The organism is Rugamonas fusca, from assembly GCF_014042365.1.
GTDB classification, from domain to species: Bacteria; Pseudomonadota; Gammaproteobacteria; order Burkholderiales; family Burkholderiaceae_D; genus Rugamonas; species Rugamonas fusca.
In genome coordinates, this window is the sequence record NZ_JACEZS010000020.1 from 38452 (window position 1) to 52233 (window position 13782).

The 13782-nt window shown below is 66.6% G+C and carries 14 protein-coding genes; 9 read left to right on the forward strand and 5 right to left on the reverse strand.

What is annotated here, in order from left to right; all coding sequences use genetic code 11:
- Positions 1–40 precede the first annotated feature (40 nt).
- Positions 41–901 carry an FxDxF family PEP-CTERM protein gene (locus H3H36_RS27140; protein ID WP_229220010.1) on the reverse strand — a complete coding sequence of 287 codons (861 nt, stop codon included), beginning with the start codon at positions 899–901 and terminating at the stop codon, positions 41–43.
- Between the two features lie 275 nt (positions 902–1176).
- On the opposite strand from H3H36_RS27140, the gene H3H36_RS20080 reads away from it, so the two are divergent.
- Complete coding sequence (locus tag H3H36_RS20080; protein WP_229220011.1) at positions 1177–1947, forward strand: lysophospholipid acyltransferase family protein; 771 nt, start codon at positions 1177–1179, stop codon at positions 1945–1947.
- Positions 1948–2010: 63 nt separating this feature from the next.
- Here the strand turns inward: H3H36_RS20080 and H3H36_RS20085 are convergent, their stop codons facing one another.
- Complete coding sequence (locus tag H3H36_RS20085; RefSeq protein ID WP_182219864.1) at positions 2011–2877, reverse strand: symmetrical bis(5'-nucleosyl)-tetraphosphatase; 867 nt, start codon at positions 2875–2877, stop codon at positions 2011–2013.
- Between the two features lie 145 nt (positions 2878–3022).
- On the opposite strand from H3H36_RS20085, the gene rfbB reads away from it, so the two are divergent.
- From rfbB to waaA, 8 genes are all read left to right on the forward strand, one after another.
- Positions 3023–4096 (forward strand): dTDP-glucose 4,6-dehydratase, encoded by a 1074-nt coding sequence (gene rfbB, locus H3H36_RS20090; RefSeq protein WP_182219865.1) that lies wholly within the window; start codon positions 3023–3025, stop codon positions 4094–4096.
- Positions 4093–4995, forward strand: coding sequence for a glucose-1-phosphate thymidylyltransferase RfbA (gene rfbA / locus H3H36_RS20095; RefSeq protein ID WP_182219866.1), 903 nt, complete (start codon positions 4093–4095; stop codon positions 4993–4995). Before rfbB ends, rfbA begins: the two co-directional genes overlap by 4 nt.
- Positions 4992–5537, forward strand: a complete 546-nt coding sequence (rfbC, locus tag H3H36_RS20100; protein WP_182219867.1) for a dTDP-4-dehydrorhamnose 3,5-epimerase — start codon at positions 4992–4994, stop codon at positions 5535–5537. Before rfbA ends, rfbC begins: the two co-directional genes overlap by 4 nt.
- A complete protein-coding gene (rfbD, locus tag H3H36_RS20105; RefSeq protein WP_182219868.1) occupies positions 5534–6391 on the forward strand; it encodes a dTDP-4-dehydrorhamnose reductase in 858 nt (285 codons plus the stop codon). The genes rfbC and rfbD overlap by 4 nt, the downstream gene beginning before the upstream one ends.
- 193 nt (positions 6392–6584) lie before the next feature.
- Complete coding sequence (locus H3H36_RS20110; protein ID WP_182219869.1) at positions 6585–7682, forward strand: glycosyltransferase family 4 protein; 1098 nt, start codon at positions 6585–6587, stop codon at positions 7680–7682.
- 64 nt (positions 7683–7746) lie between these two features.
- Positions 7747–9129 (forward strand): phosphomannomutase/phosphoglucomutase, encoded by a 1383-nt coding sequence (locus H3H36_RS20115; protein ID WP_182219870.1) that lies wholly within the window; start codon positions 7747–7749, stop codon positions 9127–9129.
- Between the two features lies 1 nt (position 9130).
- Positions 9131–10141, forward strand: coding sequence for a lipopolysaccharide heptosyltransferase I (gene waaC, locus H3H36_RS20120; protein WP_220459809.1), 1011 nt, complete (start codon positions 9131–9133; stop codon positions 10139–10141).
- A 2-nt stretch (positions 10142–10143) separates the two neighbouring features.
- Positions 10144–11445 (forward strand): lipid IV(A) 3-deoxy-D-manno-octulosonic acid transferase, encoded by a 1302-nt coding sequence (gene waaA, locus H3H36_RS20125; protein ID WP_182219871.1) that lies wholly within the window; start codon positions 10144–10146, stop codon positions 11443–11445.
- Here the strand turns inward: waaA and H3H36_RS20130 are convergent.
- From H3H36_RS20130 to gmhB, 3 genes are read right to left on the reverse strand one after another with little or no spacing between them, the layout of a single operon-like run.
- Entirely contained in the window at positions 11434–12420 is a 987-nt protein-coding gene (locus H3H36_RS20130) for a M48 family metallopeptidase (protein ID WP_229220015.1), read from the reverse strand. The two genes, waaA and H3H36_RS20130, sit on opposite strands and share 12 nt — an antisense overlap.
- Positions 12421–12425: 5 nt before the next feature.
- The gene (locus H3H36_RS20135) at positions 12426–13166 is read right to left on the reverse strand and encodes a lysophospholipid acyltransferase family protein (protein ID WP_182219872.1); all 741 of its coding nucleotides are present in this window, start codon (positions 13164–13166) and stop codon (positions 12426–12428) included.
- Positions 13167–13203: 37 nt separating this feature from the next.
- Positions 13204–13782: a D-glycero-beta-D-manno-heptose 1,7-bisphosphate 7-phosphatase gene (gene gmhB / locus H3H36_RS20140; protein ID WP_182219873.1), complete on the reverse strand. Its 579-nt coding sequence runs from the start codon at positions 13780–13782 to the stop codon at positions 13204–13206.

Below are 13782 nucleotides of genomic sequence, written 5' to 3' on the forward strand. Positions count from 1 at the left end.
TTGTTTCCAGGGCCGGGCCCGGCCAGGCCCGCGTACCCGCTCAGGCCCGCTTGCGACGCGCGGCCCAGCCCAGCAGCCCCAGTCCGCCCAGCAGCATGGCGTAGGTTTCCGGCTCCGGTACAGCGGACGTGATGCGCGCAGCGCCACTGTAACCCAGCGGGTCGGACACGGTGGCCTGGACGCCGCCGCACTCATAGGCGCAGCCATCGGGATCGTTCCAGTACGACTGGCTGGTGAGCACATAGCGCACGTCGAGCGCCTGGCCGGCGCCCACCTGGCCCAGGTTCAGCGTGCCGTTGTAGGCATCGAGGGTGTAAGTGCCGATGCTGCCCGTGTTGGTGTAATTGCCGGCGCCGATGTCGGCGCCGCTGGCGCTTTGGTGGAAGCCGGCGCCGTCCTGCGCCAGACCGCGCTCGGTGCGCCAGACAGACACCCCATTGACCAGTACCTCGGCTGAGAACGTGGCCCGGTAGTCGCGCGTGCTCAGGTCGCCGCTCCAACCGCCCACTTCCAGCTGGCCGTTGGCCAGCGCGAAGTGGAAGGCATAGCTCTGGCTGGCGGCGCCGTGGTTGATGACCGTGTCGTGCCATACGCTGGTGGCGATGGCCTGGCCGCCGGCACGCAGTCCGGCATTGCTCAGCAGCTCGCCGTGCTCGTCGGCGCCGGCCGTCACATTCATGTAGGTGCCGTAGCCAGCCTGTGGCGCGCGCGACGGGAAGGCGTTGGTGTCCAGCCAGATGGCGTGGCTGTCGGCGGCCGCGGCGCTGGCGTCGGCCAGGTCAACGGCATTGGCCAGGCCCAGGTTCTGGTAGCGGATCTGGCCAGCCACGTCGGCCGCGGCGGCGGCGCCGCACAGGGTCAGGAGGGCGCCGGCACAGGCGATTTTGCATGAGGTCATCATAGTCTTGGCGGTCTTTGGCAAGTTGAAGAGGAGGGGCATGGCGCGGCCGCCGTCGTGCGGATGGCGCTGGTTTCCGTATCAATATTGTAATACGATTAATTGCTAATAAGTCATGCAAAATAAATAAAGTCACCAAGCCTGCGACGGCGCGGACCGGCCGGCTGTTGCGTCGCACGCGCGCCGTACGATGTTTTTCGGCGGCAAGCTGCACATCCCGGTAAAATCCGCATTCCTGCGGAGCTTGGACTCCGCGCCTTTTGATGATGCGGTGTGATTTGAAAATCTTGCTAGTGTTCCGCCTGGTGCGGGTGGTGCTTCATATGCTGGCCGGCATGGCGACGTGCGCGCTGGTCTTTCCGTGGATAGGTGGCGCGGCCCGTAACGGCCATATCCGGCGCTGGTCGCGCGAATTGCTGGCCATGTGCAATGTGACGGTGGAACTGGCGGCCGATGGCGCGCCCGTGCTGGCCCATGCGATGGTGGTGGCCAACCACGTGTCCTGGCTCGATATCTTCGTCATCAACGCCCTGTATCCGTGCCGTTTCGTGGCCAAGGCCGAGATCCGCTCCTGGCCGCTGGCCGGCTGGCTGGCGCACCAGGCCGGCACCGTGTTCATCGCGCGCGGCAACCGGCGCGACCTGCGCCACATCTTCAAGGGCCTGGTGCACAACCTGCAGGCCGGCGAGCGCGTCGCCTTCTTCCCCGAAGGGACCACGGCGGCCCAGGGCACGCTGCTGCCGTTCCACGCCAACCTGTTCGAGGCGGCCATCGACGCCGGGGTGCAGGTGCAACCGTTCGCGCTGTCCTACGTGGACGGGGAGGGCGGCGCCCATCCTGCCGTCGATTTCGTCGGCGAGATGAGTTTTGTGGAAAGCATGATCGCCATCCTCAAGGGCACGCGTGTGCATGCGCGCGTGCATGCGCTGCCGGCGCTGGCCAGCGTGGGCGCGCACCGGCGCGAGCTGGCCGAAGTGGCCCACCAGGCCGTCGCCAGCGCGCTGGGCATTCCCACCGTCCCCTTCACCCAGGAAAAATCAGGGACGTAACACGGTTTTTCCGCACGAACAAATCGGGGACGTACCCCGGTTTTTCTGCATGGGAAAATGGTGTTACGTCCCCGATTTTTTGAGGCCGCCGTGCTGCTGGTAGCATGGGCAGTCTTCCTGCAGCACGGCGTGGTCGTCCAGGCAGATGGCCGTGAGCTGGCCGCCCCACACGCAGCCACTGTCGAGGCCGATCAAATGGGGCCGGCGCAGCAGACCCAGCGCGGACCAGTGGCCGAATACGACCGTGTGGTCGGCGCTGCGCCGGCCCGGCACCTCGAACCACGGCATCAGGCCCGAGCCCGGATCGGCCGTGCCGCTTTCCTTGAGCTTGAAATCCATCACCCCGTCGGCCGTGCAGAAACGCAGCCGCGTCATGGCGTTGATCACGCAGCGCAGGCGGTCGGCGCCGCGCAGACCGTCGTCCCAGCGCTCCGGCTGGTTGCCGTACATGTGCGCCAGGAAGGCGGGCAGGTCGGGGCCGCGCAGCATGGCGGCCACTTCATCGGCCAGCGCCAGCGCCTGTGCCGCGCTCCATTGCGGCAGCAAGCCCGCGTGCACCAGCAGGTGGCCTTCGGCCCGCAGCATCAGCGGCCGGCGGCGTAGCCAGTCGATCAGTTCCTCGCGGTCGGGCGCGCAGAGGATAGGGGCCAGCGTGTCGCTGTCGTGCTCGGGGCGGATGCCGTGGGCCACGGCCAGCAAATGCAGGTCGTGGTTGCCCAGCACGCTGTTGACGCGGCCATCGCTGGCCTCGCACAGGGCTTTCACGTGGCGCAGCGTGGCCAGCGAGTCGGGGCCGCGATTGATCAGGTCGCCCGCGAACAGGATGGACGGCGATTCGGCCGCGTCCGCTTCGCGGCTGGCGATGCGCGCCAGCAGGGCCACGGTCTGTTCGTGGCAGCCTTGTAAATCGCCGATGACATAGGTTTTCATGGTGGTGTTTTGCTGATCGTTGTAGGGCGGGTTCAACTATGCTGCTATCTAGCGGCGGGCCTGTAAATTTTGCCCGGTGACCCCCGAGTTTCACATAAAATCATGCTCATGACTAATGTGGTGCTCAGCACAGGATAACAACCCGATGATATTTGTGACAGGCGGTGCCGGCTTCATCGGCTCAAACTTCGTACTGGACTGGCTGGCGCAATCGGATGAGCCCGTCCTCAATTATGACAAGCTGACCTACGCGGGCAACCTCAACAACCTGGCCTCGCTCAAGCAAGACAGCCGCCACGTGTTCGTGCGCGGCGACATCTGCGACCAGGCCCAGGTGGAAGCGCTGCTGCAACAGTACCGGCCGCGCGCCATCGTGCATTTCGCGGCCGAGTCGCACGTGGACCGTTCCATCCACGGCCCCGGCGCCTTCATCCAGACCAACATCAACGGCACCTTCAGCCTGCTCGAAGCGGCCCGCGCCTACTGGGGCGCCCTGGAAGGGGAGCAGAAGGCGGCGTTCCGCTTCCTGCACGTGTCCACCGACGAGGTGTACGGCACGCTGGGCCCGGACGATGCGCCGTTCAGCGAGACCACGGCCTACGCGCCCAACAGCCCGTATTCCGCCTCCAAGGCCGCGTCCGACCACCTGGTGCGTTCCTACCACCATACCTATGGCTTGCCGACGCTGACCACCAACTGCTCCAACAACTACGGCCCCTACCATTTCCCGGAAAAGCTGATCCCGCTGATCATCGCCAACGCCCAGGCCGGCAAGCCCTTGCCCATCTACGGCGATGGCCTGCAGGTGCGCGACTGGCTGTATGTGAGCGACCACTGCGCCGCCATCCGCCGCGTGCTGGCGGCCGGCCGCCTGGGCGAGACCTACAACGTGGGCGGCTGGAACGAGATGACCAACCTGGACGTGGTCCATACGCTGTGCGACATGCTGGACCGCCTCAAGCCGCGCGCGGACGGGGGCAGCTACCGGACCCAGATCACCTACGTCAAGGACCGCCCCGGCCACGACCGCCGCTACGCCATCGACGCGCGCAAGCTCGAGCGCGAGCTGGGCTGGAAGCCGGCCGAGACCTTCCAGAGCGGCATCGCCAAGACCGTGCAATGGTATCTCGATCACCAGGACTGGGTGGCCGACGTGCAATCGGGCAGCTACGCGAGCTGGGTGGCAACCAATTACTTCAACCGTGAGAGCGTCCAATGAGCGATCCCATCCACGACCGCAAAGGCATCATCCTGGCTGGCGGCTCCGGCACCCGGCTCTATCCGGTGACGATGAGCGTCTCGAAGCAGCTGCTGCCCATCTACGACAAGCCGATGATCTACCATCCGCTGACCACGCTGATGCTGGCCGGCATGCGCGACATCCTCATCATCTCCACGCCGCAGGACACGCCCCGTTTCCAGGACTTGCTGGGCGACGGCAGCCAGTGGGGCATCCGCCTGCAATACGCGGTGCAGCCATCGCCGGACGGGCTGGCGCAGGCGTTCATCATCGGCAAGGAATTCGTCGGCGACGCGCCGTCGGCCCTGATCCTGGGCGATAACATCTACTACGGCAACGACCTGGACGCGCTGCTGCGCCACGCAGCCAGCCGCAGCGAGGGCGCCACCGTGTTCGCCTACCACGTCACCGATCCCGAACGTTATGGCGTGGTGGAGTTCGATGGCGAGCGGCGCGCCGTCAGCATCGAAGAAAAGCCGCTGCAACCGAAGTCCAACTACGCCGTCACGGGCCTGTATTTCTACGACCGCCAGGTGTGCGACATCGCGGCCAAGATCAAGCCGTCCGCGCGCGGCGAGCTGGAAATCACGGACGTGAACCGGGCCTACCTGGACGCGGGCCAGCTCAACGTGGAAGTGATGGGGCGCGGCATGGCCTGGCTCGACACGGGCACCCATGAATCGCTGCTCGACGCGTCGCAGTTCATCGCCACCATCGAACGGCGCCAGGGCTTGAAAGTGGCATGCCCGGAGGAGATCGCTTACCGCAAGGGCTATATCGACGCGGCCCAGCTGCGCCGCCTGGCCGAGCCGCTGAAGAAAAACCAGTACGGCCAGTATCTGCTGCAAATTCTTGAAGACAAGGTGATCCCACGATGAATGTCATGACCACCCCGCTGGAGGGATTGCTGGTGCTGGAGCCGCGCGTGTTCGGCGATGACCGCGGTTTTTTCTTTGAAAGTTTCAACGCGCGCCGCTTTGCCGAGCTGACGGGCGTGACGGCCCCGTTCGTGCAGGATAACCATTCCCGTTCGGCCCGCAACGTGCTGCGCGGCCTGCATTACCAGATCCAGCAAGCCCAGGGCAAGCTGGTGCGCGTGACGGCCGGCGCCGTGTTCGACGTGGCCGTGGACTTGCGCAAGAGCTCGCCCACTTTCGGCCAGTGGTACGGGCTGGAACTGTCGGCCGAGAACAAGCGCCAGTTGTGGATACCGGCCGGTTTCGCGCATGGCTTCGTGGTGACCAGCGAGGCCGCCGAATTCCTCTACAAGACCACCGACTACTGGGCGCCGGAATACGAGCGCAGCATCCTGTGGAACGATCCGGCCATCGGCATCACGTGGCCGCTGGAGGGGGCGCCGCTGCTGTCGGGCAAGGACCAGGCTGGCAAGCTGCTGGCCGATGCGGAAGTGTACCCATGAAGATCCTGCTGACGGGAAGCACGGGCCAGGTCGGCTACGAACTGGAACGCAGCCTGCAGGGCATAGGCGAAGTGGTGGCCGTCGACCGCGCCCGCATGGATCTGGCCGACCTGGACCAGGTGCGTAGCGTGATCCGGGCCGTGCGGCCCGATCTGATCGTCAATCCGGCCGCCTACACGGCCGTGGACAAGGCCGAGAGCGAGCCGGCGCTGGCCTACCGCATCAACGCCGAAGCGCCGGGCCTGATGGCCGAGGAAGCGAAGCGGCTGGGCGCGGCCATGGTCCACTATTCGACCGACTACGTGTTCGATGGCAGCGATCCGTCGCCGCGCGTGGAGGGCGACGCCACCGGCCCGCTCAATGTGTACGGCGCCAGCAAGCTGGCCGGCGAGCAAGCCATCGCGGCGGCCGGCATCCCCCACCTGATCTTTCGCACCAGCTGGGTGTATGGCATGCGCGGCAAGAACTTCCTGCTGACCATGCTGCGCCTGGGACGCGAGCGCGACGAGCTGCGCGTGGTGAGCGACCAGCACGGCGCCCCCACGTGGAGTCGTACCATTGCCGACACGACGGCCCTGGTGCTGGCCCAGGCTGGTGCCCCCGATGGCCCGTGGTGGCAGCAGCACGGCGGCATCTACCACCTGAGCAGCCAGGGCCAGACCACCTGGTACGATTTCACCCGCGCCATCCTGGACACGGCCGGCATCGAGTGCCGTGTGCTGCCCATCTCCAGCGCGGAATATCCGGTGCCGGCCCGGCGCCCGGCCCATTCCGTGCTCTCGTCGGCGCGCCTGATGGCCCATTGCCGCCTGCCGCAATGGCAGGAAGCGTTGCGGCTGTGCCTGCAACAGTAATGGCCGCCTAGCCCAGGTCCGCGGCGGCCCGGCGGCGGCCGTCACGGGCCGGAATGCCGGCTGGGCTTGCTAATCCGGTACAATCGCCCATTAACGTGCTGATAACAGGCCGATCGCCGGGCGCGAGGCCCCGTTGCGCTGGGTGGCGCAGGTTCGGCGGCGCCCGAAATTTTCGTACAGATAAAAAAAATAGATGTTTTCCTTTTTACTGAGTTTCATCGCGTCCACGCTGTTGACTCTGCTGGTCATTAAAGAAGCCCGCTTGCACGGGCCGGCCCTCGATACTGATTTCGATGGCGTGCAGAAGGTGCACGTGCATACGGTGGCGCGCATCGGCGGCTTGCCTATCTTCGTGGCGGTGGCGCTCAGTTCCTGCATTTCCATCTGGCGCGTGCCCATCCTGGGCAACTGGCTGCTGGCCCTGCTCGGTTGCTCGGCCGTGGCCTTCGCCGGCGGCATCGCCGAGGATTACACGGGCAAGGTGAGCGCCGCGCGCCGCCTGGTGCTGACCATGGCGGCCGCCCTGATGGGCTATTTCCTGCTCGACGCCCGTATCGACCGTATCGACTGGGCCTATTTTGCCGCCTGGCCCTTGCCCTGGATGTGGCTGACCTTGCCGCTGACGATACTGGCCGTGGCCGGCATCGCCAACGCCGTCAACATCATCGACGGCTTCAACGGCCTGGCCAGCGTGGTGTGCATCTGCATGCTGCTCTCGCTCGGTTACGTGGCGCTGCAGGTCAACGACATGTTCGTGCTGGTGGCGGCGCTGATGGTGGCCGGCGCCACGGCCGGTTTCCTGGTGTGGAACTACCCGGTCGGCCTGATTTTCCTCGGTGACGGCGGCGCTTATTTCATCGGCTTCATGCTGGGGGAGCTGGCCTTGCTGCTGGTGATGCGCAATCCCCAGGTATCGACCTGGTACGCGGCCCTGCTGCTGATCTACCCCGCGTTCGAAACCCTGTTTTCCGCCTACCGCCGCCTGTTCGTGCGGGGCAAGTCGCCCACCATGCCCGATGGCATCCATCTGCACAGCCTGATCTTCCGCCGCATCGTGCAATGGGCCGTGGGGCGCAAGGAGGCGCGCGCCCTGATGCGCCGCAATTCCCTCACCTCGCCTTACCTGTGGCTGTTCTCGCTGATGGCCGTGGTGCCGGCCACGATCTTCTGGCGCTACACCTGGGTGCTGATGGTGTTCTGCCTGCTGTTCATCACCAGTTATGTCTGGCTGTATGTGCGCATTGTCCGCTTCAGGGCGCCGCGCTGGATGATCCGCCATAAGAAGCACTAGTCCAGGCCCCGGCTGCGGTATCATGTCGGCCTTGCAGCCCCCACTAACCACGCTCATACACACTATGGTTTCCCTGTCAAAAACGATTTTCAAAGCTTACGATATCCGCGGCATCATCGGTAAAACCCTGGATGCGGGGGTGGCCCGCCAGATCGGCCAGGCGTTCGGCCAGGCCGCGCTGGCCAAGGGCGAGCGCACGGTGGTGATCGGCCGCGATGGCCGCCTGTCCGGCCCGGAACTGGCGGCCGCGCTGGCCCAAGGGCTGCAGGCGGCGGGCGTGGACGTGATCGACCTGGGCGTGGTGGCCACCCCCATGGTGTACTTCGGCACCCATGCGCTGGACGCGCGTTCGGGCATCATGGTCACCGGCAGCCACAATCCGCCCGACTACAACGGCTTCAAGATGGTGCTGGCCGGCGAGGCCATCCACGGCGAGGCCATCACTTCGCTGTACCAGCGCATCGTCGACCATGACGGTTCCAGCGCCGCCACGCCGGGCAGCTACCGCACCCACGATATCCGCGCCGCCTACCTGGAGCGCATCATCGGCGACGTCAAGCTGGCGCGCCCGATCAAGATCGCCGTCGATTGCGGCAACGGCGTGGCCGGCGCGTTCGCGGGCGACCTGTATCGCGGCATGGGCTGCGAAGTGATCGAACTGTTCTGCGACGTGGACGGCAACTTCCCCAACCACCATCCCGACCCGGCCCACCCGGAAAACCTGCAGGACCTGATCCGCTGCCTGCAGGAGACGGACGCCGAGATCGGCCTGGCCTTCGACGGCGACGGCGACCGCCTGGGCGTGGTCACCAAGGATGGCCAGATCATTTATCCGGACCGCCAGATGATGTTGTTCGCGGCCGACGTGCTGACCCGCCATCCGGGCCAGCAGATCCTGTTCGACGTCAAGTGCACGCGCCACCTGGCGCCGTACATCACCAGGAGCGGCGGCCAGCCGCTGATGTACAAGACGGGCCACTCGCTGGTGAAAGCCAAGCTGCGCGAGACGGGCGCCCCGCTGGGCGGCGAAATGAGCGGCCACATCTTCTTCAAGGACCGCTGGTACGGTTTCGACGACGGCCTGTACGCCGGCGCGCGCCTGCTGGAAATCCTGACCCGCGAAGCTGATCCGTCGGCCCTGCTGAATTCCCTGCCGCAGTCCGACAGCACGCCGGAACTGCACCTGGAACTGAAGGAAGGCGAGAACGTGGCGCTGATGGACAAGCTGCGCAGCGACGCCGAGTTCCCCGGCCACGAGCAGATCATCACCATCGACGGCCTGCGGGTGGAATACGCGGACGGCTTCGGCCTGGCCCGCTCGTCCAACACCACGCCGGTGATCGTGATGCGCTTCGAGGCCGAGACCCCGGACGCGCTGGTGCGCATCCAGGGCCAGTTCAAGCGCGTGATCCTGGCCGCCAAGCCGGACGCGGTCCTGCCGTTCTGACATGGTGGGCGCGCAAGCGGGCGGCAAGCGGCCGCTCAACATCCTGCTGGTGCGCGTCTCGTCGCTGGGCGACGTGCTGCACAACCTGCCGATGGTGGCCGACATCGCGCGCCACTACCCGCACGCCAATATCGACTGGGTGGTGGAGGAGGGCTATGTGAGCCTGGTGCGGCTCAACGCCCGCGTGCGCACCATCATCCCGTTCGCGCTGCGGCGCTGGCGCAAGAGCCTGGGCAAGCCCGAAACGCGGGCCGAGATCCGCGCCTTCTTCCGCACCTTGCGCCAGCAGCAGTACGACTACGTATTTGACACCCAGGGTTTGCTCAAGACGGGCATCATCATGGGCGCCGCGCGCATCGTCAAAGGCGGCCACAAGGTGGGGCTGGCCAACGGCAGCGAAGGCTCGGGCTATGAGGGCATCTCGCGCTGGTTCCATACCGACAGCATCCCCACCGATCCGCGCACCCATGCCGTGGCCCGTGGCCGCATCGTGGCCGGCGCCGCGCTTGGCTACCCGGTCGATACGCCGGCCGATTTCGGCCTGCCGGCCGTCTCGCCGGACGAGCCTCGGCCGGACTGGATGCCGGCCACGCCCTACGCCGTCTACTTCCACGGCACCGCGCGCGACGCCAAGAAATGGGCGCCGCAAAACTGGATAGAACTGGGCCGGCAATTGGCGCCCATGCCCATCCTGCTGCCGTGGGGCTCGGACAAGGAAAAGGCGGAAGCCGAACACCTGGCCGCCAACCTGCCCAACGCGCGCGTGCTGCCCCGGCTGTCGATGGCCGACGCCACGCTGCTGGCGCGTCATGCGGCGCTGGCCATCGGTGTCGATACGGGCCTGACCCACATCGCCGCCGCCTTCACGGTGCCGACGGTGGAAATCTACGCCGACTCGCCGCGCTGGAAGACCGAGGGCAACTGGTCGCCCAAGATCATCAACCTGGGCGACCGTGGCGCGCCGCCCTCCGTGGCCGAAGTGCTGGCCGCCGCCCGCACGCTGCTGGCCTGACCATGCGCATCTTCTACTCCGTGATGTGGGCGCTGGCGCTGCCGCTGGTGCTGCTGCGCCTGTGGCTGCGGGGCCGCAAGGAACCGGGTTACCGCCAGCACTGGGGTGAGCGGCTGGGCTTCTATGGCGCCGATCGAGAGAAGGCGCCGCTGTCGATCTGGGTGCACGCCGTCTCGGTCGGTGAAACGCGCGCCGCCGAACCGCTGGTTGACGCGCTGCTGGCCCAGTATCCCAACAGCCGCATCGTGCTGACCCACATGACGCCGACGGGCCGCGCCACCGGCAAGGCGCTGTTCGCCAAACATGGCGCGCGGCTGGTGCAATCCTACCTGCCGTACGACACGGCCGGCATGGTGCGCCGCTTCATCCGCCATTTCCAGCCCCGCATCTGCATCCTGATGGAGACGGAAGTGTGGCCCAACCTGATCGGCCAGTGCGTGCGCGCGCAGGTGCCGGTGGTGCTGGCCAATGCCCGCCTGTCGGAACGGTCGCTGCGCAAGGCATCGCGCTTTGGCAGTTTGCTGGTGGACGCGGCGCGCGGCATTTCGCTGGTGGCGGCGCAGACCGGGGCCGACGCGGCGCGCGTGCGTGCGCTGGGCGTGGCCAACGTGGCCGTCACGGGCAGCATCAAGTTCGACGTGGTGGTGCCGCAGGCGGCGCTGGACACGGGCGCCGCCCTGCGCGCCCACATCGGCGCGCGACCCGTGCTGCTGTGCGCCAGCACGCGCGAGGGCGAGGAAGTGCTGATTCTCGATGCGTTCCGGCAGGCGCGCGCCGCGCTGCCGGCGGATGTGCTGCTGTTGCTGGTGCCGCGCCACCCGCAGCGCTTCGATGAAGTGGCAAAGCTGGTCGCCGAGCGCGGCCTGCACGTACAACGCCGCAGCGGCCTGCAATTGAACGGCGGCCCCGCGCTGCCGGCCCAGGTGGACGTACTGCTGGGCGACTCGATGGGTGAAATGTTCGCCTATTACGCGGCCTGCGATTGCGCTTTCGTGGGCGGCAGCCTGCTGCCGCTGGGCGGCCAGAACCTGATCGAGCCGGCCGCGCTGGGCAAGCCGGTGCTGATCGGCCCCCACACCTTCAACTTCGCGCTGGTGACGGAAGACGCGCTGGCCGCCGGCGGCGCGCTGCGGGTGGCCGACGCCGCCGAGCTGATGGCACAGGCGGCCCATCTGCTGGGCGACGGCGCCGCGCGCGCCGCCATGGGCGCCCGTGCGCAGGCTTTCGCCAACCAGCACCGCGGCGCCACGGCCCGCACGCTGGCTTTGCTGCCGGCGCTCACCTCGGGCGTGTCAGGTAAATAATACCGGCAATTCCTGCGCGCGCCTGCGCAGCAGGTTGCGCGCTTCCTCGTATTCCGGGTAGATCAGGCCCACCGTGTTCCAGAAGCGCGCGCTGTGGTTCATTTCCAGCAGGTGCGACAGTTCGTGCGCCACCACGTAGTCGATCAGCGGCAGCGAGAAGTGGATCAGCTTCCAGTTCAGCCGTATCTTGCGCTCCACCGTGCACGAGCCCCAGCGCGTGCCGGCCGAGGACAGCGCGAACGAGTGGTAGCGCACGCCCAGCCGGGCCGCATACAGGTCCAGCCGCTGCTCGAACAGCAGCCTGGCTTCCTGCTGCATCCACGCCTTCACCCGTTCCTTGAGCAGCAGCTCCGTGGCGCCGGGGATCAGCACCATGGACAGCTCGCGCGTAGCCGGGTTGTACGCGCTGCGGTTACGTCCTCCCACCAGCAGGCGCAGCGTGATGTCGCCGCCCAGGTAGGGCAGCTGGGCGCCATCGACCCATTCGATGGGCGGCTTTTCCAGCCGCGCCGCGCGCCGTTCGCGCCGTTCGTGCAGCTTGCTCAGTATCCAGTGCTGCTTGGTGCGGATGGCGTTGTCGATCTCCGTGATGCTGACGCGCTTGGGCGCCGTCACGCGCAGGCCGTCGTCGTCGATCATGAAGCCGATCGAGCGGCGGGTGGAGCGGCGCAGCGTGTATTCGAGCACGAACTGGCCGACCAGCAGCTGGCGCTTGGGGGGCAGTTCGGTGGTTGGCGGCGCGGACGGCCGGACGGGGATGGCGGTGGGTGGTGCGGCGGGGGTGATGGTGACAGGTGGCGTCCATGGCGGCGCGCCGGTACGCACGGGTGGGCTGGCCGTCTCCGGCGTGCGCAGCAGGTTGGCCGTGTGGGGCGTGGCGGCCGGTGCGGGCGCTTCCTGCCCGAACAGGTCCAGCTGCCGGCGCGCCGCGTCCGACGCCGCGTCCTGCGGCGCCGGTTTGACGGCCGTGGCCAGGTCGTCTAGCCAGCGCTGTAGGCGTGGGGCGAAATGACGCGCATTTCTGATTCTATCCAATTTTCCACCTGTTGCATCATGCTGTCCGGCGTCTGGCCTTCCGGTGAAATCGGCTTGCCGATCGATACCGTGATCAGGCCCGGACGTTTGATAAACGAGTTCTTGGGCCAGCATTCGCCGGAGTTGTGCGCGATCGGCACCACCACGGCGCCGGTCGCGATGGCCAGGCGCGTACCGCCGCTCTTGTACTTGCCTGCCTGTCCGACCGGGATGCGGGTCCCTTCGGGGAACATGATAATCCATTGGCCGTCCTTCAGGCGACGTTTGCCATGCCGCACCACATCCTTGAAGGCGTTCTTGCCCTTGTTGCGGTCGATGGGGATCATGCGCAGCAGCGCCATGGCCCAGCCGAAGAACGGAATGTAGAGGATCTCCTTCTTGAACACGAACACCAGCGGGCGCGGCATGTTCGGCAGCAGGAAGATGGTTTCCCACGCCGACTGGTGCTTCGACAGCACCACGGCCGGCGCATCGGGATAATTCTCGGCGCCCTTGACCTGGTAGCGGATGCCGCAGATCACCTTGGCGCACCAGATCATGAACACGTTCCAGCGCGCCGTGACCCAGAAGCGTTTGTTGTAAGGCAGGGGCGCGGCCAGGAAGCAGACGCAGGCCCAGACGACGGTCGACACGACCATGATGAACATGAACAGCAAGGAACGCAGGAATAAAACGGTATGACGCAATGCGGTCTCCAGGACTCTATTTTCGATGTGATGAGGATTATTCGGCCGCCGGCGCACTGGCCGCCGCCGTCTTGAGCAGATGGCTGACGGTGGCCGCCAGGTCCGGGAACACCATGGTGCCCGGCGGCAGGCCGCCCGTGCTGTGGGTCTTCTCGCCTTTGCCGGTCAACACCAGGAAAGGCACGCAGCCCCGGTTGTAGCCGGCCTGCAGGTCGCGCAGCGAATCGCCCACGGTGGGCACGCCCTTCAGGTTGACCTGGTAGCGCTTGGCGATTTCGTCGAACATGCCGGACTTGGGCTTGCGGCAGTCGCAGCTGTCGGCCGCCGCGTGCGGGCAGAAGAACACGGCGTCGATGGTGGCGCCCACCTGCTGCGCCAGCATGTGCATCTTCTGGTGGATGGCGTTGAGGACCGACATGTCGAAGTACTCGCGGGCGATGCCCGACTGGTTCGACGCCACCACCACCCGGTAGCCAGCCTGGTTCAGGCGGGCGATCGCTTCCAGCGAACCGGGGATGGCGTGCCACTCGGCCGGTGACTTGATGAAGTCCGGCGAGTCATGGTTGATCACGCCATCGCGGTCGAGGATGATCAGTTTGAGCGCCGGCGCTCCCAT

Bases quoted from the DNA above. Each gene is read 5' to 3' on its own strand.
- H3H36_RS27140 (WP_229220010.1), bottom strand. From the start codon at position 901: ATGATGACCTCATGCAAAATCGCCTGTGCCGGCGCCCTCCTGACCCTG.
- waaC (WP_220459809.1), top strand. From the start codon at position 9,131: ATGGTGGGCGCGCAAGCGGGCGGCAAGCGGCCGCTCAACATCCTGCTG.
- waaA (WP_182219871.1), top strand. From the start codon at position 10,144: ATGCGCATCTTCTACTCCGTGATGTGGGCGCTGGCGCTGCCGCTGGTG.
- gmhB (WP_182219873.1), bottom strand. From the start codon at position 13,782: ATGGGAGCGCCGGCGCTCAAACTGATCATCCTCGACCGCGATGGCGTG.
- rfbA (WP_182219866.1), top strand. From the start codon at position 4,093: ATGAGCGATCCCATCCACGACCGCAAAGGCATCATCCTGGCTGGCGGC.
- H3H36_RS20085 (WP_182219864.1), bottom strand. From the start codon at position 2,877: ATGAAAACCTATGTCATCGGCGATTTACAAGGCTGCCACGAACAGACC.
- H3H36_RS20110 (WP_182219869.1), top strand. From the start codon at position 6,585: ATGTTTTCCTTTTTACTGAGTTTCATCGCGTCCACGCTGTTGACTCTG.
- rfbC (WP_182219867.1), top strand. From the start codon at position 4,992: ATGAATGTCATGACCACCCCGCTGGAGGGATTGCTGGTGCTGGAGCCG.
- rfbD (WP_182219868.1), top strand. From the start codon at position 5,534: ATGAAGATCCTGCTGACGGGAAGCACGGGCCAGGTCGGCTACGAACTG.
- H3H36_RS20115 (WP_182219870.1), top strand. From the start codon at position 7,747: ATGGTTTCCCTGTCAAAAACGATTTTCAAAGCTTACGATATCCGCGGC.
- rfbB (WP_182219865.1), top strand. From the start codon at position 3,023: ATGATATTTGTGACAGGCGGTGCCGGCTTCATCGGCTCAAACTTCGTA.